The 22,755-nt window shown below is 71.5% G+C and carries 22 protein-coding genes; 9 read left to right on the top strand and 13 right to left on the bottom strand.

Annotated elements, in window-relative coordinates:
- Positions 1-978, bottom strand: a complete 978-nt coding sequence (locus ACFW47_RS21340; protein WP_386283341.1) for a DUF3500 domain-containing protein — start codon at positions 976-978, stop codon at positions 1-3.
- Between the two features lie 165 nt (positions 979-1,143).
- Complete coding sequence (locus ACFW47_RS21345) at positions 1,144-2,595, bottom strand: amidase (protein WP_386306672.1); 1,452 nt, start codon at positions 2,593-2,595, stop codon at positions 1,144-1,146.
- A gap of 154 nt (positions 2,596-2,749) precedes the next feature.
- Here ACFW47_RS21345 and ACFW47_RS21350 point away from each other — a divergent pair, with 154 nt between their 5' ends.
- Entirely contained in the window at positions 2,750-3,355 is a 606-nt protein-coding gene (locus ACFW47_RS21350; RefSeq protein ID WP_386306674.1) for a TetR/AcrR family transcriptional regulator, read from the top strand.
- A 24-nt stretch (positions 3,356-3,379) separates the two neighbouring features.
- On the opposite strand, the gene ACFW47_RS21355 is transcribed toward ACFW47_RS21350, so the two are convergent.
- From ACFW47_RS21355 to ACFW47_RS21380, 6 genes are all read right to left on the bottom strand, one after another.
- On the bottom strand, positions 3,380-3,988 hold the full coding sequence (locus ACFW47_RS21355) for a DUF998 domain-containing protein (protein ID WP_386306675.1): 609 nt from the start codon (positions 3,986-3,988) through the stop codon (positions 3,380-3,382).
- A gap of 21 nt (positions 3,989-4,009) precedes the next feature.
- Entirely contained in the window at positions 4,010-4,525 is a 516-nt protein-coding gene (locus ACFW47_RS21360) for a hypothetical protein (protein ID WP_386306677.1), read from the bottom strand.
- 180 nt (positions 4,526-4,705) lie between these two features.
- The gene (locus ACFW47_RS21365) at positions 4,706-5,239 is read right to left on the bottom strand and encodes a TetR/AcrR family transcriptional regulator (RefSeq protein WP_386283702.1); all 534 of its coding nucleotides are present in this window, start codon (positions 5,237-5,239) and stop codon (positions 4,706-4,708) included.
- Between the two features lie 22 nt (positions 5,240-5,261).
- Positions 5,262-6,098, bottom strand: a complete 837-nt coding sequence (locus ACFW47_RS21370) for an alpha/beta fold hydrolase (RefSeq protein ID WP_386283352.1) — start codon at positions 6,096-6,098, stop codon at positions 5,262-5,264.
- A gap of 101 nt (positions 6,099-6,199) precedes the next feature.
- Entirely contained in the window at positions 6,200-6,589 is a 390-nt protein-coding gene (locus ACFW47_RS21375) for a VOC family protein (protein WP_386283354.1), read from the bottom strand.
- The gene (locus tag ACFW47_RS21380) at positions 6,586-6,894 is read right to left on the bottom strand and encodes an ArsR/SmtB family transcription factor (RefSeq protein WP_386283356.1); all 309 of its coding nucleotides are present in this window, start codon (positions 6,892-6,894) and stop codon (positions 6,586-6,588) included. The genes ACFW47_RS21375 and ACFW47_RS21380 overlap by 4 nt, the downstream gene beginning before the upstream one ends.
- A gap of 296 nt (positions 6,895-7,190) precedes the next feature.
- Between ACFW47_RS21380 and ACFW47_RS21385 the strand changes: the two genes are divergently transcribed.
- The 6 genes from ACFW47_RS21385 to ACFW47_RS21410 all read left to right on the top strand — a co-directional run bounded on the left by ACFW47_RS21385 (position 7,191) and on the right by ACFW47_RS21410 (position 14,660).
- Positions 7,191-7,709: a lytic polysaccharide monooxygenase auxiliary activity family 9 protein gene (locus ACFW47_RS21385; RefSeq protein WP_386283358.1), complete on the top strand. Its 519-nt coding sequence runs from the start codon at positions 7,191-7,193 to the stop codon at positions 7,707-7,709.
- A 138-nt stretch (positions 7,710-7,847) separates the two neighbouring features.
- Entirely contained in the window at positions 7,848-9,047 is a 1,200-nt protein-coding gene (locus ACFW47_RS21390; protein WP_386283360.1) for an AAA family ATPase, read from the top strand.
- Positions 9,048-9,067: 20 nt separating this feature from the next.
- Positions 9,068-10,678, top strand: a complete 1,611-nt coding sequence (locus tag ACFW47_RS21395) for a VWA domain-containing protein (RefSeq protein WP_386283363.1) — start codon at positions 9,068-9,070, stop codon at positions 10,676-10,678.
- A gap of 70 nt (positions 10,679-10,748) precedes the next feature.
- Positions 10,749-12,053 carry an acetyl-CoA carboxylase biotin carboxylase subunit family protein gene (locus tag ACFW47_RS21400; protein WP_386283365.1) on the top strand — a complete coding sequence of 435 codons (1,305 nt, stop codon included), beginning with the start codon at positions 10,749-10,751 and terminating at the stop codon, positions 12,051-12,053.
- A 12-nt stretch (positions 12,054-12,065) separates the two neighbouring features.
- Complete coding sequence (locus ACFW47_RS21405) at positions 12,066-14,111, top strand: CocE/NonD family hydrolase (protein ID WP_386306679.1); 2,046 nt, start codon at positions 12,066-12,068, stop codon at positions 14,109-14,111.
- Between the two features lie 42 nt (positions 14,112-14,153).
- Positions 14,154-14,660, top strand: a complete 507-nt coding sequence (locus ACFW47_RS21410; RefSeq protein WP_386306681.1) for an NUDIX hydrolase — start codon at positions 14,154-14,156, stop codon at positions 14,658-14,660.
- Positions 14,661-14,669: 9 nt separating this feature from the next.
- On the opposite strand, the gene ACFW47_RS21415 is transcribed toward ACFW47_RS21410, so the two are convergent.
- On the bottom strand, positions 14,670-15,164 hold the full coding sequence (locus ACFW47_RS21415; RefSeq protein ID WP_386306683.1) for an HIT family protein: 495 nt from the start codon (positions 15,162-15,164) through the stop codon (positions 14,670-14,672).
- Positions 15,165-15,301: 137 nt separating this feature from the next.
- On the opposite strand from ACFW47_RS21415, the gene ACFW47_RS21420 reads away from it, so the two are divergent.
- Positions 15,302-16,498 carry a glycoside hydrolase family 64 protein gene (locus tag ACFW47_RS21420; RefSeq protein ID WP_386306684.1) on the top strand — a complete coding sequence of 399 codons (1,197 nt, stop codon included), beginning with the start codon at positions 15,302-15,304 and terminating at the stop codon, positions 16,496-16,498.
- 111 nt (positions 16,499-16,609) lie between these two features.
- On the opposite strand, the gene ACFW47_RS21425 is transcribed toward ACFW47_RS21420, so the two are convergent.
- The 4 genes from ACFW47_RS21425 to ACFW47_RS21440 all read right to left on the bottom strand — a co-directional run bounded on the left by ACFW47_RS21425 (position 16,610) and on the right by ACFW47_RS21440 (position 21,479).
- On the bottom strand, positions 16,610-18,052 hold the full coding sequence (locus ACFW47_RS21425; RefSeq protein WP_386283373.1) for a GH1 family beta-glucosidase: 1,443 nt from the start codon (positions 18,050-18,052) through the stop codon (positions 16,610-16,612).
- Between the two features lie 90 nt (positions 18,053-18,142).
- Positions 18,143-19,066 carry a carbohydrate ABC transporter permease gene (locus tag ACFW47_RS21430; protein WP_386283376.1) on the bottom strand — a complete coding sequence of 308 codons (924 nt, stop codon included), beginning with the start codon at positions 19,064-19,066 and terminating at the stop codon, positions 18,143-18,145.
- 12 nt (positions 19,067-19,078) lie between these two features.
- Positions 19,079-20,065: a carbohydrate ABC transporter permease gene (locus ACFW47_RS21435; RefSeq protein WP_386283379.1), complete on the bottom strand. Its 987-nt coding sequence runs from the start codon at positions 20,063-20,065 to the stop codon at positions 19,079-19,081.
- 106 nt (positions 20,066-20,171) lie between these two features.
- Positions 20,172-21,479, bottom strand: coding sequence for an ABC transporter substrate-binding protein (locus ACFW47_RS21440; RefSeq protein WP_386306686.1), 1,308 nt, complete (start codon positions 21,477-21,479; stop codon positions 20,172-20,174).
- Positions 21,480-21,739: 260 nt separating this feature from the next.
- Between ACFW47_RS21440 and ACFW47_RS21445 the strand changes: the two genes are divergently transcribed.
- On the top strand, positions 21,740-22,753 hold the full coding sequence (locus tag ACFW47_RS21445) for a LacI family DNA-binding transcriptional regulator (RefSeq protein ID WP_386306687.1): 1,014 nt from the start codon (positions 21,740-21,742) through the stop codon (positions 22,751-22,753).
- The last annotated feature ends 2 nt before the right edge of the window (positions 22,754-22,755 follow it).

The following is a 22,755-nucleotide window of genomic DNA, read 5'->3' on the forward strand; positions in this document are numbered from 1 at the left end:
TCAGTGCTCCCGCCCGTGCTGCTCCGTGTAGTGGGCGCGGAGCAGATCGGCGCCCCAGTCGTGGCGGACGTGCCGCCAGACGGAGTGGGCGTGGTTGCCGTCGTCCTGGGTGTTGTCGTACTCGATGAGCAGATCCGGGGCGCGGACGCAGTAGTAGTGCCGGTCGCCGGGAGCGCGGCCGCCGGCCCAGGCGAACGCCAGGGTGTCCAGTCCGCGCGCCGCCAGGTCGGACCAGCACTGGTCGGCGTACGCCGCGGGAGCCCGGTCGAGGTAGCGGCGCACCAGGCGGGCGAGCAGCCGCTGCTGACCCGGAGTCATGTCGCCGTGCGGCAGACCGGCCGGCAGCAGGTCCGGGTCGGCGAACGGGTCGTCCCGGGTCAGGATGTCGTCCGGTGGGGCGGCGGCGAAGACCGCCCTCGCGCGCCGGCCGGCGTCCAGGTCCGTGACCAGTTCCCGGGCCAGGTCCTCCTCCGGGCCCAGCGGCCGGAGCCCGGCCTGTGGGCCGGACGCGATGCGGGCCGGCTCCGCCCCGACGAAGTGGGGTGTCACGCGGATTCCGGCGGCCGTGACCACCACGTGCACGGCGAGGTGGTGGCCGTTCATCCGCCAGCCCCAGGGGCCGTCCCCGTCCGGGTCCCCCAGCAGCCGCACCCAGTAGCGGTCGGCGCCCGTGGCACCGGCCGTGGCGCGGCGGTGCCGCTCGACCTCGATCGCCCCGCGCGCCAGCGCCGATCCGGGTGTGCTGTGCGCCGCGGCCAGCAGCGCGTCGACCGCCTCTCGCTGCCGGCCGTCGAGGCACTCGGTGGACAGTCCGGGGCGCGGACCGGGAAGGTAGGTCCACTGCCGCAGCTCTGGAGCGTCGAGCCGGCCGGGTCCCGCGCGCAGTTCGCGCACCTGCGCCGGCTCCAGTACGGACAGCAGTCCGCGCGCCGCCTCCCGCATCTCCGCGGCCGTCGCCTCCGCTGGATGAACGCCCACCGTTTCCCCTTACGCGCGGTGCCCCGTACGGCTGCGCACCCTACCCGTACCGACACCTGTTCACGTGCCGACGAAGCCGGCGACACGGGGTGAGAGCGTCGACTGAGCGTCGGCTCGGTCTGCTCGCCCCGCGGCTGCTGGATGTACGGGGCCGCCGGTTCGGGGTCAGTCGTCCCGGCGGTCCCCGGCCCACACCGTGGGGGTGCGGGCCGACCAGGGGCTGGCCTGTTCAAGTTGTCCGGCGAGGCGGAAAAGGCTGTCCTCCAGGCCGTATCCGGCGGCGAACTGCATGCCGATCGGCAGCCCCGACGCCGCGTCGGCCGTCACCGGTACGGACATGGCGGGCGTGCCCGCCACGTTGAACACGGCGGTGAACGGCGAGATGTCGAAGAGCCGGCGCAGCCAGCCGAGGCCGTCCAGCCTCCCGGCGCCCTCGGCATGCGTGCCGAGGGGCACGGGAAGCTCGGGCAGCGTCGGGGTGAGCAGCATGTCGTGCCCGGTGAAGTAGCGGGCCAGGGATCGGGCGACCCTGTTGCGGGTCGCCAGCGCGGTGACGAACTCGGCGGCGGTGACCTCCTGTCCGTAGCGGTAGCTCGCGAGTATGGGCTCCTCCAGGGTCGACGCGTTCACGGACCGGCCCGACGCGGCGGCCAGCTCGTCGACCGACGCCGTCAGGTTGGCGGTCCACTGACGGGCGTTGGCCAGGAGGAAGTCCTCCCAGTCGACCCCCAGGCCGACCTCGACCTCCTCCACCTCGTGGCCCAGCGCGTCGAGCAGACGCATGGTGCGGGAGAGGGCGTCGGCCACCGGCGCGGTGGTGCGGTGTCCGCCCCACGCCTGGGTGAGGACACCTATCCGCAGCGGCCCCGGGTCACGGGTGACTTCCTCCGCGTACGGCCTGGACGGCTCCTGGGCGAAGTAGGGGTCGCCCGGTTCCGGACCGCGGATCTGGTCGAGCAGGACCGCGCTGTCGCGTACCGTGCGGCTGACACTGCCGTGCACGGCCAGGCCGTTGAAGATCTCGTCGAAGTGAGGTCCCACGGAGACGCGGCCGCGGGTCGGCTTGAGGCCGAAGAGGCCGTTGCAGGCGGCGGGAACGCGGATCGAGCCGGCCGCGTCGGTGGCGTGCGCCATCGGGACCACCCCGGCGGCGACGGCCGCGCCCGCGCCACCACTGGACCCGCCCGCGCTCCGCCCCGGGTTCCACGGGTTGCGGGTGGCGCCGTACAGCACTGGTTCCGTCGTGTTGCTGTAGGCCATCTCCGGTGTCGCGGTGCGCCCGAACGTCCTGAGGCCGGCGCGGCGGAAGCGCAGCATCAGGGCCGAGTCGGAACGGGCCACGTGGCCGGCCGCCAGGCGGCTGCCCATCTCCATGCGCCGGCCCGCCACGGCGACCCCGATGTCCTTGATCAGGAAAGGGACGCCGGACAGCGGGGCGCTGCCCGGCTCCGGCAGGGTCTCCGCCGGCCACGTCTCGACCACGGCGTTGATCTCCGGATTGACCGCCTGCGCCGCGTCACGTGCGGCCGCTTCCAGTTCGGCGGCGGTGACCTCGCCCTTCGCCACCAGTTCCGCGAGCCCTACGGCGTCGAAGCGTGCGTACTCGTCGATTCTCACTGTCCACTCCAAGACAAGGGGCGGTGTACCGCGGGCAACCGCGATACCGGAAGGTCCCGAACGATACCGAGCGGTATCGATCGGGACGGACTGGTACCGTAGCAGGCGACGAGGGGCCCGACGCCCCCGCGGGACCGGACGTCAGGGAGCAGCCATGGCAACGACCGCCGCAAGGCCGGGCAGGGTGGCGAAACTGCCGCCGCGCGAGCGCATCCTGGACGCGGCGGAGGAGCTCTTCCAGAGCGAGGGGATCCGACGGGTGGGCGTCCAGGCGATCGCCGAGAAGGCGGAGACCACCAAGATGGCGATCTACCGGCACTTCGAGACCAAGGACGCCCTCGTCGCGGAGTGGCTGCGCATCGTCGCCGCCGAGTACCGGGCGGCCTTCGACCGGGTGGAGGCCGAACATCCCGGGCGCCCCAGGGAGCAGATCCTGGGCCTCGCCCGCTTCATCGCCGAGGGGCTGCCCGCGGTCTCGCACCGAGGGTGTCCGTTCATCAATTCCCTCGCCGAGCTTCCCGACCGCTCTCATCCAGCACGACAGGTCATCGAGGAGCACAAGGCCGACCAGACCCGCAGAATGGTCGGCATGTGCGCCGACGCGGGACTGCCCGACCCCGAGCAGGCCGCGGCCGAGATCACCTTCGTACTCGAAGGCGCACAGGTCAGCACGCAGAACGGCAGCATCGACCGGGCGGGCGAACGCTTGCTGCGCATCGTCGAGCGCATCGTGGACCGGCACCACTCCCCGGCCACCTGAGCGGTCGCCGCTCCCGCCGGGACGCTACTCCGGTACGGGTCGTCGGTCCGGTCGGCGTGTGCGGCTCAGGCACGAGACGGCGACGACGAACGGCCACAGCGACTGAAGGAACGTCACGACGCGTTCGGCGGCACCGGCGTTGCCGTGTCGGTGCATCTCGAACAGGAACCATGCTCCGCCCGCGGCCATCAGCGCGCACACCGCCACCGCCGGCGCGATCCGCAGAGCCCAGGGGGCGGCCGCCGTGCCGTCGACGGCCAGCAGCGGCCACACCGCCAGAAGAGTGAAGCCGACTACCGCGATCGCGCCGTGCCGCAGGGAACCCCCGCTGCTCGGCGCGGGAAGCAGGGCCACGGCCAGCGCGGCCACACCCCCGCCGCCCAGCGCCACGCGGCCGGCTGTCGCGGCCGCCCGCAGACCCCAGGCGGTCAGCAGATGACAGACGCCCAGAGCGAGGAACGCCGTCGTCATCACCCAGTAGCCCGCGGCCCCATGGGCGCCCAGAACGCTGATCGTCTGGGTGGCGGGGTCGTACGCGGGCCCTTCGAACAGTGCCGCGCCCGACCAGCCCCCGATCAGCAGGACGGGCGCACACCCGGAGGAGACCAGGACCCATCTGGGGACAACACGCATCAAGTAACCATAAAGCGGCCGTCAGGCGGCTCGGCAGAGCCCCGCCGGAGCGGCCGGGACCGAGGCGTGGCCGACGGGACGGGTGACGGGGCCGGCCTCCCCGGCGGCCTGCGACCGGGTTCGCGCGAAGACGACCAGGCGCAGCACCGCGAACCGCGCGACACCGGCGAACGCGGAAGCGGTGAGGTACACCGCCTGCTCGAGCACCGCGTCGGGCGTCGTCACGAGCTGGTACAGGGCCAGCATCGCCATGCTGGTCACCGCGTAGGCGGCCGCGGCGGAACCGGCCGACTGGGCGTGCTGGCGCCGGGTCGCGCACCGGCCCGCACCGAAGGTGAAGCGTGCGTGCAGTTCCGTGGCGAGCAGCGTGGAGACCACGGTGATCAGGGCGTTGGCCAGGATCCAGGGGATCCACGACGCGAGAGCCGCCACGGCGAAGCTCGATGCGAGCCCCACTCCACCACCACAGAGCACGAAACGAGCGAAGGCGGTGAAGGCGCCGGGTGCGGCCTGCTTCCGATTCTGCGCTGCGTCCATGATCCACCCCCCTCGATCCTTTCCGACGAGGGAAACGCTACGTTGCGTTCATGAAGTGGGCAACCAATTTATTGCAGAGACGGGCTATCTGCGCAGGTAATCGGCTCGGAATCATTGCAATGCGTACCGATTAACGCAACAGTCCACTACAGCCCGTTGCAATGTCGGCAGGGCGTCCCCTCACAGTGCACGCAGCCCTCGATCGGCGAAGTCGATCAGCCATTCGAAGCTCTCGTCGACGTCGGCGCTCCACTGGAAGCCGTCCGCGGCCTGCAACGTGGCGAAGCCGTGGCACAGGCTGCGGAGCATGCGCAGAGCGTGGTCCACGTCGGCCGGGCCGATCTCGTAACCCCGCAGGACCGCCATGAAGGCGTCGAGAAGCCGCCGTGCGGCGGCGGCCAGCGGGTCGTCGGGGCCGGACGGCTCCTGTCCGATCGTGGCCGCGTACCGGCCGGGGTGCTCCAGCACGAAGGCACGGAACGCCCGGGCCGCCGCCGCCAGCGCGTCGCGGCCCGCGTACCCCTGGACCGCGCCGCCGACCGCGTCGGCGGCCTCCCCCATCGCCAGGACGGCGATGCGCCGGAGGAGATCCTCCTGTCCGCCCACGTGTTTGTACAGGGACGGGGCCCGCACACCGACCCGCTCCGCCAGCGAACCCATCGTCAGGTTGGCCAGACCCACCTCGTCGGCGAGGGCGGCACCGGCCGCGACCACCGCCGCCGGATCCAGGCCCGCCCTAGGCACGGGCGGGGTCCGTGCGCAGGAAGCCGAGCACGAGCGAGACCACCTGGTCGGGATACTGGTCGTGCGGGTAGTGCCCGGCGCCCTCGATCATTTCCAGGCGGCCGAGGCCGGACGGGAGCGCCTCGACGACCGCCGAGCCCTCGGCGTGCGGGTCGGCCCAGTCGGGGTCGAGGGTTCCCATGACGACCAGGACCGGGCAGCGGACGTTGCCGAGCTGGGCTCCGGCGTCCGTCGGGGCGCTGCGCCCCATGGCCCGCATGGCCTTCATCCGGCCCGGCTCGCGCAGCAGGGAGTCGATGCGCCCGAGCCGCTGCGCCCAGTCAGCCGGCTTCACGCCCGGGTAGGCGAGGTCGAGGTACGAGCGCCACAGCGGCAGGCTGCCGAGCAGACCCGCGCCGAGCAGCCGCAGCATGCCCTGGCGGAAACGCCTCACCCTCAGGTCACCGAGGCCGACCGACTGCTTGCGGGTGAACGGCGCAAGTTCGACGACCGCGGTGACCAGCGAGGGCTCTCGCGCCGCGGCGATGGTGGCGGCACCGCCGGAGACCGAGTGGCCGACGAGCACGGCCGGGCCGCCGAGGTGGCGGATCACGGCGAGCAGGTCACCGGCGATGTCGGTGCGACTCCAGGCCGGCCAGTCGACGCTGGACTCGCCGCAGCCGCGCAGGTCAACCGAGGCCACCCGGTATCCGGCCGCGACCAGCTGCGGGACGACGGCACGGTAGGCGGCGCGGCTGTCACCCATGCCGTGGGCCAGGACGATCAGGGGGCCGGAGCCCGCCGCCTCGTACGCGATCGTCCCGCCGTCGACGGGGAGGTACTCGGTCACGGACGCCTCCGGGGAGCATTGGCTAATGGTATTAGCCTCAAGCTATTGCCATTAGCCTGACCTGTCAATGCCACCCCTCACCGCGGTACGGAGACCGCCCACTACCCCTGAGTGGCGATCTGGATCAGGTTGCCGCAGCCGTCCTCGAAGACGGCCGCGGTGACGGGGCCCATCTCCACCGGCTCCTGGGTGAAGCGGACACCGTGGCCCCGCAGCCGCTCGTGCTCCGCCTTGACGTCGTCGACGGCGAACTGGGCGAGCGGGATGCCGTCCGCGACCAGGGCGTCGCGGTAGGTCCGCGCGGCCGGGTGGCCGAGGGGCTCCAGGAGGAGCTCCGGGCCTTCGGGGTCCTCGGGCGAGACCACGGTCAGCCACCGGTCCGTCTCCCCCACCGGGACGTCGTGCTTCTTCACGAAGCCCAGGACCTCGGTGTAGAAGCGCAGTGCCGCCGCCTGGTCGTCGACGAAGACGCTGGTCAGATGGATCTTCATGGGGTGCTCTCTTCCGGTTCGGGTGCGTCGGGGTCGGACGCGGGCCAGCGCTCGGCTATCTGCCGGAGCGGGGCCACGTTCAGGTCGTGGAACTTGTAGCGCCCCTCCCGCCTGGCCTCGACGAGCCCGGCGCCTTCCAGCACGGCGAGGTGCTGGGAGACCGCCTGACGGGAGATGCCGAGGTGATGCTTCATGCTCAGCCGCGAGCAGATCTCGAACAGGGTCTGCCCGGACTTCTCCGTGAGCTCGTCGAGGATGATGCGGCGCGTGGGGTCGGCCAGCGCTTTGAACAGGTCGTCGGCCACCACTCCAGGATAGGCAAGCTTTCACTTGCCTATCAAGTCGGGGCGGCACCCGGACACAGGTCGCCACACTCTTGACACGCTCACGTCGACCGCTTGTATGGTCTAGTCCAACAGAACTCGCCGCTCCGCTTTCGGAGTTGAGCCCCGCGCGGGCTCACCACTCCACGCGCGGGGCGGCGGGTGCGCGTCACCTTCGCGTCTCTCGACCCCCACTCAGAGAGGCCGTTCCCGACGTGCGGTCGCCCCCACACAAGACCGCGCGCCCCCCGGGACGGCCCGAGGTGAAGGAGCTTCACATGCACGCCAGCAGGAAGACCGCTGCCCTGATCGGCGCGGCTCTCGCCCCCGTCATCGCCGTCAGCCTCCCCGCCTCGTCGGCGAGCGCGCACGGCTACATCTCCGATCCGCCCAGCCGCCAGGCCCAGTGCGCGGCGGGCACGGTGTCCTGCGGGGACATCAAGTACGAGCCCCAGAGCGTCGAGGGCCCCAAGGGCCTGACCAGCTGCAGCGGCGGCAACAGCCGCTTCGCCGAGCTGGACGACGACGGCAAGGGCTGGACCGTCACCCCGGTGCCGAAGAACGCGACGTTCTCGTGGCGGCTCACCGCGCAGCACGCCACCAGCACCTGGGAGTACTACGCGGGCGGGCAGCGGATCGCCGTGTTCGACGACGGCGGCGCCAAGCCCGACGCCGTCGTGAACCACCAGGTCGACTTCGGCGGCCTGTCCGGTCCGCAGAAGGTGCTCGCCGTGTGGAACGTGGCCGACACCGACAACGCCTTCTACGCCTGCATCGACGTCAACGTCGGCGGCTGAGCGCGACCGCTTTCGCCCGGTGAAGAGGGGGAAGGCACCCGCCGCGAGCGGGTGCCTTCCCCCTCGCCGGGGGACGGACATGTGCGTAATAGGCTACGAATCGTCGGCCCATCCGAGCGCCGAGGCGAGGAGTTGGCTATGGGCGCACAGGACGCGCAGGACACGGCGGAGCGGCTCCGGTCCATCGGTGACGAACTGTCGGACCGCTTCTACGAGCGAGCCGACGTCGTGCGGACGCTGCTGGTGACGCTGCTCGCCGGACAGCACTCACTGGTGCTCGGACCGCCCGGAACGGCCAAGTCGGAACTGGCCCGGGAGCTGACGAGCCGGGTCGACGGTGCCTCCTACTGGGAGATCCTGCTGTCGAAGTTCACCGCGCCGACGAGGATGTTCGGTCCCATCGACGTCGCCGCCCTGGCCCGGGGCGAGTACCGCCAGGTCTACGACGGCCGCGCCACGACCGCGCACATCGCGTTCATCGACGAGATCTTCAAGTGCTCCACGGCGGCGCTCAACGAGACGCTCGGTTTCCTCAACGAACGGATCTACCATCCCGAGAACGGCGGCGAACCGATCCGCTGTCCCCTGATAGGAGCGATCACCGCGAGCAACGAGCTGCCCACCGGAGAGGACTCGGCCGCGATCTACGACCGGCTGCTCGTACGCCTAGAGGTCGGCTACCTGACGGACCCCTCCAACTTCGCCGCGCTGGTCCGCTCCGCCGTCGGCACCACCGAGGCACCGCCGCGGACCACGATCGAGCTGGACTCGCTGCAGTACGCCGTGGCCGAGGCCGTCCCGGCCGTCGAGGTCCCCGACGCCGTCGTGGACGCCGTGTGCACGCTGCGGGCCGCGCTGCGCCGCAAGGAACTCGTCGCCTCGGACCGCCGCTGGCGGCAGGCCGTCCGCCTACTCCAGGCCTCCGCCTACCTCGACGGCCGCCCCGCGGTCACCGACACCGACCTGTCGGTGCTGACACACGTGCTGTGGGACTCCCCGGCCCAGCGTCCGGTCGTCGAGCGGGAGGTGCTGCACCTGGTCAATCCCGACGCCAAGGAGGCCCTCGACCTGGCGGACACCGTCGAGGAACTGGAGGCCCAGCTCGACGCCATGGCCGGCCAGTCCCGCGAGGCGCTGAGCGAGTGGGTCATCAAGAAGGCCCACCACCAGCTCGCCACGACGGGTAAGCGGCTGGAGAAGCTGCGCGCGGAGGCCGCGAGCGCGGGACGCAGCACCGCCGCCATCGACCGGGTCGCCCGTCGCCAACGCGCGGTACGAGCCCGCGTCCTGACCGAGGCCCTCGGCGTGGACGCGAGCACGGTGCAGGCCCAGCTCTGAGCGCCGGGACGGTCGCAAGCATGGACGGGACACCGGACGCGACGGACGCTCACGGCGAGCCGGCGAGCCGGGCCGGGAAGTGGCTGAGCCTTTCGAGCGCCACGGCCGAGCGGCACACCGCCGCCGTGGTCGCGGACCGGTTCGACCTCATGACCTGGCGCGACATGCACGGACAGTCGGACGGACTGCGCGAGCTGACCCGGGAACTGGGCGAACGCCACGCCCACGCCGCCGATCTCCTGGCCGACACCTTCCTGGCCGCCTACAAGGCACGGCCACGGCTGCGGCGGCCGGCGGAGATGGACCCGTCCCGGCTGGTCAACCACCAGATCATCACGTCCCTGACGGACTCCCCGGAGTTCACCGCGCTGCACCGGGAGACGGCCGGTGACGCGTATGCCGCCGCCATGGCCGTACTCGCCCAGGCCGGCGCGCTGCGCCGGATGCTGGAGCACTCCGGGCGCGCCCAGGAACTGGCCGAGCGGGCGAAGCGACGCCTGCGGGACGCCGAGGAGGCGGCCGCCGCCGTGGCCGACGCCCTCCGGCGGGCCGCCCACGAGACCCACGAGGACGACACCGACGCCGTGGGACGGGCCGCCGAGGCGGCCGAGAACGCCGAGGACGCCGCGCGTGAGGCCTCCGTCGGCGCCGCACAGGCGCTCGGGGTGGCCGCCCCCGGAATCCGGGCCACCGCGCAGAGTGCCGTGACCCAGGCCGCCGAGGCCGCGCGCAGCGAGACCGCGTTGATGCGGGCGTGGGGCGTCGGCCCCGGAGCACTGGAGCGGATGCCCTTCGAGCAGCGGGCCCGGCTCGCCGAGCGGCTGCGGACCGGCCGGCTGGCCCGGTGGGCCGAACTGATCGGACGTTTCCGGCAGATGGCCGACGGTGAGCGGGCCCGCAGGGTGGAGAACGCCACCGGGGAACTGGTCGGAGTCACGCTCGGCGACGACCTCTCCCGCGTCCTCCCCTCCGAGCTGGCGACCCTGGGACTGCCCGAACTGCGGGCGGTGTTCGCCGCCCGCTACGCCGCCGGCGAGCTGATGCTCTACGACAGCCAGGGTGAGCAGGCCACCGGCCGGGGCGCGATCATCGCCTGCGTGGACACCTCGCATTCGATGTACGAGGCGGGGCCCGGCGGCATCACCCGGGAGGCGTGGGCCAAGGCGTGCGCCCTCGCGCTGCTGGACCAGGCCCGCGACGCCGGGCGCGACTTCGTGGGCGTCCTGTTCGCCGCCGCCGACAAGCTCCGGGTCTTCCGCTTCCCGGCCGGCCGGCCCGCCCCCGTCACCGAGGTGCTCGACTTCGCGGAGTCCTTCCTCGGCGGCGGCACCAGCTACCAGCGGCCGCTCACGGCGGCCGCCGGGCTGCTGGAGGAGGAGTTCAACGACACGGGCCGCGCCCGCGGCGACATCGTGATGCTGACCGACGACGACTGCGGCGTCACCGAGAAGTGGATGCGCGACTGGAACGCCGCCAAGCAGCGGCTCGGTTTCCGTGTCTTCGGCATCGCCGTCGGCACCCCGCGCGTCGCCGAGGCCGACTCGGTCCTCGACGCCCTGTGCGACAACCTCCGCGCCGTCGAGGACCTCACCGACGTCCACTCCGCCGCGGACCTCTTCCGCGTCATCTGACCGGACACGGTGGAGGTTTCCCGCGCCGTGCCGGGGTACCCCGCCGAACCTGGGAGGAGAGAGGAGAGCCGTGTCTGACGACAAGGTCAAGAACGTTTTCGTGGTCGGTCTCGACGAGGCCAACCTTCCGACGCTCGAAGCGGCGCCTGGTGCCGATTCACTTCGTTTCCACGGACTGCTGACGGTCCAGGAGCTGCAGGACGGCGAGGTGCACCTGCCGACGGTGCTGGAGAAGGCGCAGGCGGTGCTGGACGCGTTCGACGGCAGCATCGACGCGATCGTCGGCTACTGGGACTTCCCGGTCAGCACCCTCGTCCCGATCCTCGGCGAGAGGTACGGCACCCGGACCACGAGCCTCGAGTCGGTGGTCAAGTGCGAGCACAAGTACTGGAGCCGGCTCGAGCAGCGTGAGGTGACGGACCGGCATCCGCGCTTCGGCCGTGTCGACCTGACGGCGGACCCGCCGCGTCCACCGGACGGCGTGCGGTTCCCGATGTGGCTCAAGCCCGCTTTGTCCTATTCGTCCGAACTTGCCTTCGGGGTCGGGGACGAGGAGGAGTTCCGCAAGGCCGTCGCGGAGATACGTGAGGGCATCTCCCGCATCGGCCGCCCCTTCGAGCACGTCCTCGACCGGGTGGACCTGCCGACCGAGATGGACGGTGTCGGTGGCCGGGTGTGTCTCGCCGAGGAGGCGCTGTCGGGCGTGCAGGTCGCGGTGGAGGGCTATGTGCACGACGGCGAGGTGATCGTCTACGGCACACTCGACTCCATCGACTATCCGGACTCACCGTGCTTCCTGCGCCACCAGTACCCCTCCATGCTGCCCCCCGACGTCGTCGCCCGGCTGCGCGACGTGACCGAGCGGGTGATGCGCCGGATCGGCTTCGACAACGCGACGTTCAGCGTGGAGTACTTCTACGACCCGGGCAGCCAGGACATCAGCCTGCTGGAGATCAACCCGCGCCACTCCCAGTCCCACGCCGAGCTGTTCCAGTACGTGGACGGCGTACCCAACCACCACGCGATGCTCGCCCTCGCCCTCGGGCAGGACCCGCGCATGCCGCACCGCGAGGGCCCGTACGCGATGGCGGCGAAGTGGTACTACCGGTGGTTCACGGACGGTGTGGTGCGGCACGTGCCCTCCGCCGAGGACATCGCCCGCGTCGAACGCGAGATACCGGGCGTGCGGATCGAGGTCCTGCCCGAGCCGGGCCGGCGGCTCTCCGACCTCTCCCAGCAGGACAGTTACAGCTACGAACTCGCGCACATCTTCACCGGCGGCGACGACGAGGACGACCTGCGCAGGAAGTACGACCAGTGCGTCGCTGCCCTGGGCCTCACCTTCGACGGGCCGCCGGAAGGAGCGCGGGGTTAAGGAGCGCCGACCATGCGTCATGTGACCCATCTGCCGTACACGACGAAGGAAGAGGAACACGTCGTCATCCCCATGTCGGACGGCGTCCGCCTGTCGGCGCGGATCTGGCGGCCCACGTCGTCGGACCACGAACCCGTGCCGGCGGTGCTGGAGTACATCCCGTACCGCAAGCGGGACCTCACCGCCGAACGCGATTCGATCCACCACCCCTACATCGCCGGGCACGGTTACGCCTGTGTCCGCGTCGACCTGCGGGGCACCGGCGAGTCGGAGGGGGTGCTGCGCGACGAGTACCTGGAGATCGAGCAGCGCGACGCCGAGGAGGTGCTGGCCTGGCTCGCCGACCAGCCCTGGTGCGACGGCAGCACGGGGATGATGGGGCTGTCGTGGGGGGCGTTCGCGGCCCTCCAGGTGGCGGCCCGGCGGCCACCGAGTCTGAAGGCCGTCGTGATCGCGTCCTTCACCGACGACCGCCACGCCGACGACATGCACTACATGGGCGGCGCCATGCTGTCGGACAACCTGGCCGAGGCGGGCACCATGTTCGCCTACGCCACCTGTCCCCCCGACCCGGCCGTGGTCGGCGACAGCTGGCGCGACATGTGGCGCGAACGCCTCGAGCACGCGCGCCCCTGGGTCGTGGAGTGGCTGCGCCACCAGCGGCTCGACGACTACTGGCGGCACGCCTCGGTCGCCGAGAACTACGCGGACGTGCGCTGTCCGGTGCTCGCGTCCAGCGGCTGGGCGGACGGCTACTCCAACGCCGTGACCCGGCTGCTCGCCCACCTGGACGTGCCCCGCAAGGGGCTCATCGGCCCTTGGTCGCACAAGTTCCCCCACCTCGGCGAACCGGGGCCCGCCATCGGCTACCTCCAGGAGGTCGTGCGCTGGTGGGACCACTGGCTCAAGGGCGTCGACAACGGCGTGATGGACGGCCCGATGCTGCAGACGTGGATGCAGGACAGCGTCCCGCCGTCCACGTCGTACGAGGAGCGGCCGGGACGCTGGGTGGCGGAGCCCCAGTGGCCGTCACCGCACGTCCGTCCGGTCACGCACCCGCTCACCGGGCGGCGGATCGGGCCGGCCCTCGCAGCGGACGCGGAGGCGGATCCCGGTGACGGAGGGGGGGTGCTGACCGTGCGGTCCCCGCTGTCCGTCGGTCAGTTCGCGGGCAAGTGGGCCTCCTACAACGCGCCGCCCGACCTGCCGTACGACCAGCGCGAGGAGGACGGCGGTTCCCTCGTCTTCGAGACCGAGCCGCTGACCGAGCGGGTGGAGATTCTCGGCTCGCCGGCCGTCGACCTCGACCTGACGGTCGACCAGCCCGTCGCCATGGTGGCCGCGCGCCTGTCGGACGTCCACCCGGACGGAGCCGCCACCCGGGTCACCTACGGCCTGCTCAACCTCACCCGCCTGGCCAGCGCCGAACAGCCCGAGCCACTGGTGCCCGGCCGCCGCTACCGGGCCAGGGTCCACCTCAACGGAGTGGCGCAGAGTTTCCCGCCCGGTCACCGCGTCCGGCTCTCGCTGTCCACCTCCTACTGGCCGCTCGCCTGGCCGCCGCCGAAACCGGCGACGCTCGGCCTCCGCGAGGGCTCCAGCACGATCACCCTCCCGGTCCGTCCCCCGGAGAAGGCCGACGACAGCCTGTCGGTGCCGTTCGGCGAGCCCGAGGGCACCCCGCCCATCGCCACCACGACGATCACGCCCCCGGAGGAACGGTGGGACGTGAAGCGGGACCTGGTCGGCTACCGGGCCGAGCTGGAGACGGTGAAGGACCGGGGCACGGTCCGCTTCGAGGAGATCGGCCTCGACGTCGGCCGCCGCGCGCACGAACGCTACTCCTCCGTAGCCGACGACTTCACGTCCGTGAGCGGTGAGTCCACGTGGACGATGGACTTCAGGCGCGCCGACTGGGACGTGCGCGTGGTCACGCACACCCGTCTCACCTGCGACGAGAACCGGTTCTTCGTCGACGCCACGCTGGACGGCTACGAGGGCGGCCGACGGGTGTTCTCGCGCACCTGGAACGAGACGGTGCCGCGCGACCTGCTGTAGGGCCGGTGGTTCCGGACGGTCTCGACGGTGTGAAATGGCCGGGTGAACTCTCGTACTCCCGGCGCCGAACGCCCCGAACGCGCCCACCCCTCACCCCACAGTCTCACCGGTGTCGGCCTCGCCGTCCTCGATCCCTCCGGCCGGGTCCTGCTCGGCCTCGGCCACGACGGCCGCTGGGAACTCCCGGGCGGCAAGGTCGACGCCGGTGAGGACTTCGAGACGGCCGCCGCCCGGGAACTGGCGGAGGAGACCGGGCTCGTGGCGGACCCGGCGGACGTACGGGTCCTGGCCGTTCTCGTCGACGGCCTGGGCGGCCTGACCCGCGTGACGGCGGCGGCCGTCACCGAGGGCGCTGCCGGGACGCCCCGGGTCACCGAGCCGGACAAGATCGTGCGCTGGGAGTGGTTCGCCCGCCCGGCGGTGCCCTCCGTGCTCTTCGCGCCGTCCGCCTGCGTGCTGGACTGCCTGTGGCCCGAGGCGACGCCGCGGGGGCCCGCCGGAGTACGGCACTACGGGCTGCTCTGCGGCGGGGGCACCCGGACCGGCTGATCCGGCCGCTCAGCGCGTCGGGTCCGCCGGGCCGGTCGAGCGGAGCACTTCCCTCAGCCGGTCGCACACACGCTCCACCTCCACCGCGTCCGGGAAGCACCCGGCCTGCCCCATCGCCACCTGCAGCGCCGGCCCGAAGGCGTCGAAGCGGGCCATGTCCGCGCCGCCGACGGGCTGCACGACGAAGTGGATGTGGCCGGGCACTCCCCCGGCGTGCGACCACAGGCACACGTAGACCTGCTCCGGGGTCGTCACCTCGGTGACGGCGGCGCCGACCTTCCGCAGCAGCGGCCCCAGTTCGCCGGACTCCTCCGCGGTCAGGCCGGCGACGTGCACCACGTGCCGGACGGGCTTGACCACGAGGGTGCCCGGACCGAACGGTCCGACGCAGTGCTCCACCACCCATGTTCCGGTGCGCAGTACGGTGCCGCCCGGCAACGGCGCCTTCCCCGTCATCAGGTCGCACGCCAGGCAGTCGTCGTCCGCACCGGAACCCGTGACCACGCCACTCTCCTCCCGCACCACCGGACAGGTCCCGCCACCCTATCCACGCATTGACATGGACGCGTCCCGGCGAGACTCTGAGAGCGCTCTCACGTTCGGTACGGACCAATCCCTCCACACCCGCACGGAGGTCGAGGGTGCTCACCAGCCTCAAACACCGTCTGCTCGCCGTGGTCTCGGCCGCGGGCCTGGCCGGCGTCCTGCTCACGCTCGGCGGCTCGCCACCCGCGGACGCGGCGGTTCCCGCCACCATCCCGTTGAAGATCACCAACAACTCCGACCGCGGCGAGCCGGTCCACATCTACAACCTGGGCACCTCGCTGACGACGGGTCAGCAGGGCTGGGCCGACGCGAACGGCACCTTCCACGCCTGGCCCGCCGGCGGCAGTCCCCCCACCCCCGCACCGGACGCGTCCATCCCCGGACCCGCCGCCGGACAGACCAAGACGATCCGCATCCCCAAGGTGTCGGGACGCATCTACTTCTCGTACGGCCGGAAGCTCGACTTCCGGCTCACCACGGGCGGCCTGGTGCAACCGGCGGTCCAGAACCCGAACGACCCCAACCGCGACATCCTGTTCAACTGGTCCGAGTACACGCTCAACGACTCCGGACTGTGGCTGAACAGCACGCAGGTCGACATGTTCTCCGCGCCCTACACCGTCGGCGTGCAGCGCGCCGACGGCGGCGTGAGCAGCGCGGGCCGGCTCGAGGCCGGCGGCTACCACGGCGTGTTCAGCGCGCTGCGGGCACAGCCCGGCTGGGGCGGGCTGATCCAGACCCGGCCCGACGGCACCGTCCTGCGGGCGCTGGCGCCGCTGTACGGCGTGGAGACCGGGGCCCTGCCGGCGTCGGTCATGGACGACTACATCAACCGGGTCTGGCAGAAGTACACGACGAGCACCCTCACCGTCTCCCCGTTCGCGGACCGGCCCGGCACGAAGTACTACGGACGTGTCTCGGGCGGCGTCATGAACTTCACCGACGGCTCCGGTGCGGTCGTGACGAGCTTCCAGAAGCCCGACGCCTCGAGTGTCTTCGGCTGCCACAAGCTCCTGGACGCCCCGAACGACCAGGTGCGCGGGCCGGTCTCCCGCACCCTGTGCGCCGGCTTCAACCGCTCGACGCTGCTGAGCAACCCGAACCAGCCCGACCCCTCGGCGGCCGGCTTCTACCAGGACTCCGTGACCAACCACTACGCGCGGATCGTCCACGACCACATGGCCGACGGGAAGGCGTACGCCTTCGCCTTCGACGACGTCGGCCACCACGAGTCGCTGGTGCACGACGGCAACCCGGTCGAGGCGCGGCTGACGCTCGACCCGCTGGACTGACCCGGTCGGAAGGTGCCCCGCCCCCGGCCCCGCGCATCGGCGGGGGGCCGGGGGCGGGCTCTGGGTGCGGCACCGCGCGGGGCGGTGGACGGCGATGCCGCACCGGGTCGGTCAGGCGCCGCGCAGGACGCCGGTGCGGGCGACCTCGGAGTACCAGCGGGCGCTCGCCTTGGGAATGCGGGTGCCGGTGGGGTAGTCCACGTAGACGGCGCCGAAGCGCTTGCCGTAGCCGTGCGCCCACTCGAAGTTGTCCAGCAGCGACCACAGGAAGTAGCCGCGCACGTCCGCGCCGTCCACGATGGCCCGGTGCACGGCGGCCAGGTGGTCGCGCACGTAGGCGATCCGGGCGGGGTCGTTGACCTGGCCCGCCGGGTCGGCGTAGTCGTCGAAGGCGGCACCGTTCTCGGTGATGACCAGCGGCAGCCTCGGGAAGTCGGACGTCAGCCTGCGCAGCAGGTCGTACAGGCCGGTCGGATCGACGGCCCAGCCCATGGCCGTGGTGGTGCCCGGCGGCTGGTGGAAGGCGACCCGGTCGGCTCCCGGCCAGGGGCTGTGCGGGCTGTTGCCGTGCCCGTCGGAGGTGTGCGCGCCGCTGCCGTCGGCCTCGGAGACGACGGTGGGCGTGTAGTAGTTGACGCCGAGGAAGTCCAGCGGCTGCCGGATGTGCTGGAGGTCGCCGTCGCGCACGAAGGACCAGTCGGTGAGCGCGGCGGTGTCCTTGAGCAGGTCCTCCGGGTAGGCGCCCTGGAGCATCGGTCCGGTGAAGACCCGGTTGGCGAGCCCGTCGATCCGGCGGACCGCGTCGGCGTCGCCGTCACTGCCGGTCAGCGGGCGGACGTGGTGGATGTTGAGGGTGACCGAGCACTGGGCGTCCGCGCGGAGGCGCTCGCGCAGGGCCTGGACGGCCAGGCCGTGGGCCAGGTTGAGGTGGTGGGCGGCGCGCAGGGCGGCGACCGGGTCGGTGCGGCCGGGGGCGTGCACGCCGGAGCCGTAGCCGAGGAAGGCGCTGCACCAGGGCTCGTTGAGGGTGGTCCAGGTCTTCACCCGGTCGCCGAGGGCGTCCGCGGCGAGGGCCGCGTACTCGGCGAACCGCTCGGCCGTGGCGCGCTCGGGCCAGCCCCCGGCATCCTCCAGTTCCTGCGGCAGGTCCCAGTGGTAGAGGGTGGCGACGGGCTGGATGCCCTTGTCCAGCAGTTCGTCGACGAGGCGCCGGTAGAAGTCCAGGCCCTTCTGTACGGCGGGTCCGCGGCCGGTGGGCTGGACGCGGGGCCAGGCCAGGGAGAAGCGGTAGGCGCCGAGGCCGAGTTCGGCCATGAGGGCGACGTCCTCGCGCCAGCGGTGGTAGTGGTCGGTGGCGGTGTCGCCGGTGTCGCCGTTGCGGACCCGGCCGGGGGTGCGGGCGTACGTGTCCCAGATGGACGGGGTGCGGCCGTCCTCGGTGGCGGCCCCCTCGATCTGGTAGGAGGCGGTCGCGGAGCCCCAGAGGAAGCCCTTGGGGAAGGTCAGGGGGGCGTCCTGGGCGGCGGACGCGGCCTGCTGTGCGGCGGTGACCACGTGAGTCCTTTCGGGTGAAGGGTGCGGTGAGGGGGTGCGCGGGCTCGTGCCCGGCGGGAAGGCGGCGCGGAGGAGCAGGAGGGCGGCCGGTCAGCCCTTGACGGCACCCGCCATGATGCCGCTGACGATCTGCCGGCCGAAGACGATGAACATCACCAGCAGGGGCAGCGTGCCGAGCAGCGCGCCGGCCATGATCAGCGACTGGTCGCGGACGTAGCCCGCGCTGAGCTGAGTGAGGGCGACGGGGACCGTCGGGTTGGTCATGTCGAGCACCACGAACGGCCAGAAGAAGTCGTTCCACGCGTGCACGAACGTGATCATGAACAGGACCGCCATGGCGGGCCTCGCGACGGGCAGCACGATGCTCCAGAAGATGCGCAGCGAGTGCGCGCCGTCCACACGTCCGGCCTCGACGAGTTCGTCCGGCAGCGCCTCCGAGAGGTACTGGCGCATGAAGAAGACGCCGACCGCGCTGACCAGGGTGGGAAAGATGACGGCGGGCAGCTGCTGCGACCAGCCCAGCTCGGACATCATCATGAACAGGGGCACGACGGCGAGCTGCGGCGGCACCATCATGGTGCCGATCACCAGCATCAGCAGGAGGTTGCGGCCCTTGAAGCGCAGCTTGGCGAAGGCGAATCCGGCCAGGGTCGCGAACAGCACCGTGGACAGGGCGATCACCCCGGCCACGATGAGGCTGTTGATCATGGCCTTGCCCATCGCGGCCTCGTCCCAGGCCCGGGCGAGGTTGCTGAACAGGTTCGGTCCGGGCAGGAACGGCGGAGGCGTCTGGCTGACCCGGGTGTTGTCGGTGGAGGCGGCCACCATGGTCCAGTACAGCGGAAAGATCGACAGTACCGCCATGACGGCGAGCAGGACGTAGGCGAGCGGGCCCGCGTGGTGCTGGCGGCCGGCGCGCTGGCGCAGCAGCCGGCGGCCGCCGCGGCCGGCCGGCTGCCCGACGGAGGTCCGGGCCGGCGCGTCCGTCCGGGCCGGGAGACTTTGAGTGGTCATGGCGACTCCAGGTCAGGACGTGCGGGAGCGCAGGCGCTTGATCAGACGCTGCGCCACGAAGGCGAGGACGAGCAGCATGAACATCGCCCAGGCGACGGTCGCCGAGCGGCCCATCTGGTAGTTCTTCCAGCCCTCCTCGTACAGGAGCAGGCCGAGCGTCTGGTACTGGTTGTCCGCGCCGCCGGTGATGCCGTTGGGGCCTTGGCCGAAGATCAGCGGCTCGCCGAACAGCTGGGTGGCGCCGATCGTGGAGAGCACGATGGTGAAGACGATGGTGGAGCGGATGCCGGGGACGGTCACGTGGGTGAACTGCTGCCACCGGGAGGCGCCGTCGAGGGAGGCGGCCTCGTAGCGGTCGGCGGGGATGGCCTGCATGGCGGCCAGGTAGAGCAGCGCGTTGTAGCCGGTCCAGCGCCAGATGACGATGGTGGAGATCGCGACCTGGGCGGGCCACTTGTCGGCCTCCCAGTTCACCGGGTCGATCCCGACCGCCCCCAGCGCCCAGTTGATCATGCCGAAGTCGCGTTCGAAGATCATGGTGAACACGAGGGCGGCGGCGGCGACCGATGTGGCGTAGGGAACGAGCGAGGCTACGCGGAAGAACAGGGAGGCGCGCATCCGGTAGTTGAGCAGGTGGGCGAGGCCCAGCGCCATCATCAGCTGGGGCACCGTGGAGATGATGCCGATGGTAATGGTGTTCTGCAGCGCGTTCCAGAACCGTGAGTCGCCCCAGAGCTCGACGTAGTTGTCGAACGCCACCCACTCCATGACGTCGAGGGTGGCCAGTTCCACGTCGTGCAGGGAGATCCACGAGGTGTAGACGAGGGGGTAGAAGCTGAACGCCGCGAAGACGACGAAGAACGGCGCGACGAAGGCGTACGGGGCGCCCTTGACGTCGAGCCGGTGCATCAGTGCGCCGCGCCGCCGGGCGGTGCCCTCGGCGCCCGTCCTGCCGGGCGGCTCCTCGCCGGTCAGGGCCTTGGTGGTGGAGGTGGCCACCGGACTTCCTTCCTGAGAGCGGAAAGCGGATGTGCGGGCCGGGGCACGGGCCCGCCGCTCGACTGGCGGCGGGCCCGGACGGCCACGGGAGCGAGCGGCCCGCGGGTCAGCCGACCGCCTTCTCGATGCGCTCCGCGGTGGTCTTCCACGCCTCGTCACGCGAGTCGCCCTGCTCGACCAGGGTCAGGCCCTGGGAGAAGAGGTCCTTGATCGTGCCGTCCTTGCGGCCGAGGACCTGCTTGTCCGGTATCTCCTGGGCGGCGGCGCCGAAGATCTGGCCGATCGGCGCGTCGCTGAAGTACTCCGACTTGGCGTTCTTGACGTCGGCGGACTGCAGCGCCTGCTCCGAGGAGGGGATGTTGCCGATCTCCTTGAAGATGTGGGCCTGCTGCTCGGGCGCGGTCAGCCAGGCGACGAGCTTCTTGGCCTCCTCCTTGACCGGGCTCTGCTCCACCACGCCGAGGAAGGAGCCGCCCCAGTTGGCGCCCTTCGGGGCCCGGGCGACGTCCCACTTGCCCTTGTTCGCCTCACCGGCCTTCTCGCTGATGTGGCTGAGCATCCACGCCGGGCACACGGCCGTGGCGAACGTGCCGTTGGCCAGGCCCGGGTCCCAGCCCGGCTGGAACTGGCGGAGCTTGGCGGTCAGCCCGCCCTCACCGGCGTCGGCGGCGAGGTTCCACGCCTCCTTGACGGCCGGGTTCGTCTCGTGGATCAGGTCGCCCTGCTCGTTGTAGTACTGCTCGGGATAGCCGTAGACCATGGCGTTGAACAGGCCGCTGGCCGCGTCCATGTAGGCCACGTCGTCGCTCCTGAAGTCCTTCTTGAAGGTGCGGCCGACCTCGACGTACTTCTTCCAGTCGTCCGCCCACAGCCTGGCGACCTCCTCGCGGTCGGTGGGCAGGCCGGCCTGCTCGAAGTAGTCCTTGCGGTAGCAGACGGCCATCGGGCCGATGTCGGTGCCCAGACCCAGCACCTTGCCGTCCTCGGTGCTGATCTGCGACTCCTTCCAGGGCAGGAAGTGGTCGGTGCCCGCCATCTTGGAGAAGTCGGCGAACTTGTCCGCCTGCGTCTCGGTGATCTCCTTGGCGCGGCCGATCTCGATGCCCTGGATGTCCTTCAGGCCCTTGCCGGCGGCGAGCCTGGTCTGCAGCGCGGTGTAGTACGTCTGCTCGTCACCGGCGATCTCGGCCTGGATGTCGACGTCCGGGTTCTCCTTCTCGTACTTCTCGAGGAGGCCCGTCTCCTTGATGCCCATCACCCCGTACAGGCCCATGGTGATGACGGTCTTGCCGTCCTTCTTGCCGCCGCCGGTGACGGAGTCGTCACCGCTGCTGCAGCCGACCACGAGTGTCAGCGCTCCGACGGCCGCGACCGCCGCCACCGCCCTCGTGCGCAACGAACCGAGACTGCCCATGGATCTCCTCCTAGCGACGGCGCTCACACATGAGGTGGGAACGTGCCCAATTTGGTGGGCACGTGCCCACCCGGCGCAGTGAAGACTCGTGGGAGCGCGCCCATCTGTCAATGACTTGAACGCAAGTCACCCGTAAGTCCGGGGCCCCGCATTCGTTGCCCGGTCCCCGAAGTCACTCTGCCCGGGGCGGCGTCTGCAAGAATTGCCGCAGGTCACCTCCGCGGCAGGCATCGCCGCCGCGGCCGCCGAGGGGGGAGTACATGACCGGAGACCGCCGTCCCACGATCAAAACGGTCGCCGCCCGTGCCGGCGTGGGCCGCACCACCGTCTCCCGGGTCGTCAACGGCTCGGATCTCGTCAGTGCCGACGCACGGGCCCGCGTCCTCGCGGCCATCAAGGAGCTCAACTACGTTCCCAACTCGGTCGCGCGCGGCCTGGTCACCAACCGGACCGACGCCGTGGCCCTGGTGATCCCGGAATCGGAGAGCAGGCTCGGTTCGGAGCCGTTCTTCGCCGCGCTGATCCGCGGCGTCAGCGGCGCGCTCGCCGACAGCCGGACCCAGTTGCAGCTGATGCTCGTCCGTGACCAGGCGGAGCGGGACCAGCTGACCGAGTCGGTGGCGACCCGCCGCGTGGACGGCGTCCTCCTGGTCTCCGTGCACTCCGAGGACCGGTTGCCGGGCATGCTGGAGGAGATGGGCCTGCCCACCGTGCTGGCCGGCCGCCGGGACGCGGGCGAGCGGCTGAGCTACGTAAACTCCGACAACGCCGGGGGTGCCGCCGCGGCGGTCCGGCACCTGATCGGCAGGGGCCGGAGGCGGATCGCCACGATCGCCGGGCCGCTGGACATGGACGTCGGCCGCAGCCGGCTGGCGGGCTGGCGGACCGCGCACGAGGAGGCGGGGCTGCCCGCCGGGGAACTCCTGGTCGAGGCGGGTGACTTCACCGAGGAGGGCGGTCGGCGGGCCATGCGTTTGCTTCTTGAACGCGTCCCCGATCTGGACGCGGTTTTCGCCGCCTCCGACCTCATGGCGGTCGGTGCTCTGGCCGAACTCCGCGGGCGGGGCAGGCGGGTGCCCGGGGACGTCGCCGTCGTCGGGTTCGAGGACTCCGTCCTCGCCCGCCACACCGATCCGCCGCTCACGACGGTGCGTCAGCCGGTGGAGGAACTGGGCCGGACCATGGCCCGTATCCTCACCGACATCACGCGGCACGGGGCGCCACGTCAGCAGACGACGCTTCCGACGGAGCTGGTGGTGCGCGAGTCGTCCTGACG

Source organism: Streptomyces sp. NPDC058796 (genome assembly GCF_042745235.1).
GTDB lineage: Bacteria > Actinomycetota > Actinomycetes > Streptomycetales > Streptomycetaceae > Streptomyces.